Annotated in this window: 1 protein-coding gene; it reads left to right on the top strand. The window is 63.4% G+C overall.

Annotated elements, in window-relative coordinates:
• The coding region (gene secB, locus J6500_RS31545) for a protein-export chaperone SecB (protein ID WP_225716588.1) at positions 1-401 on the top strand (401 nt) is incomplete at its 5' end.
• Between the last annotated feature and the right edge of the window lie 257 nt (positions 402-658).

Here is a 658-nt window from a genome sequence, read left to right as displayed (position 1 = left end):
ACCCGAACGCACCGGCCTCGCTCGGCCCGCAGCAGCAGCAGCCGGCGATCAACATCCAGATCAACGTCTCGGCCAACAACCTGTCGGAACACGAGTACGAGGTGATCCTGTCGATCGAGGGCAAGGCCGAAGGCGCCGGCAAGGTGATGTTCAGCTTCGACCTGGCCTATGCCGGCGTGTTCCGGGTCGTGAACGTGCCGAAGGAAAACCTGCATCCGCTGGTCATGATCGAATGCCCGCGCCTGCTGTTCCCGTTCGCGCGTGAAATCGTCGCAACCGCAGTGCGCGACGGCGGCTTCCCGCCCTTGATGCTCGACCCCGTCGATTTCGTCGGCCTCTACCGCCAGAACATGGAGCGGCAAGCCGCCGCCCAGGCCGCCTCCGGCGTCAAGCCGAGCTGATCAACTTGCTCGCTGTCGTCGCCCGGCTTGACGGGGCGACCCAGTACGCCGCGGCCCCTAGGTTCTATCACTGGCGTCTCTGGAATACTGGGTCGCCCGGTTCATGTGCGCAATTGCGCACAGGCCGGGCGATCACAGCAGTGGATGAGGATAAAGCTCCACGCCTTCACTGGGTCACGGGGATGGATTTGTGGCGCACAGCTTCTTCCCACCATCGTCCTGGCGAAGGCCAGGACCCATAACCACCGAATTTGATT

Origin of the sequence: Bradyrhizobium semiaridum (assembly GCF_020329505.1) — a bacterium.
GTDB classification, from domain to species: Bacteria; Pseudomonadota; Alphaproteobacteria; order Rhizobiales; family Xanthobacteraceae; genus Bradyrhizobium; species Bradyrhizobium semiaridum.
The sequence above is the reverse complement of the archived record's forward strand: the minus strand, read 5'-3'. Positions and strand labels throughout refer to the sequence as shown.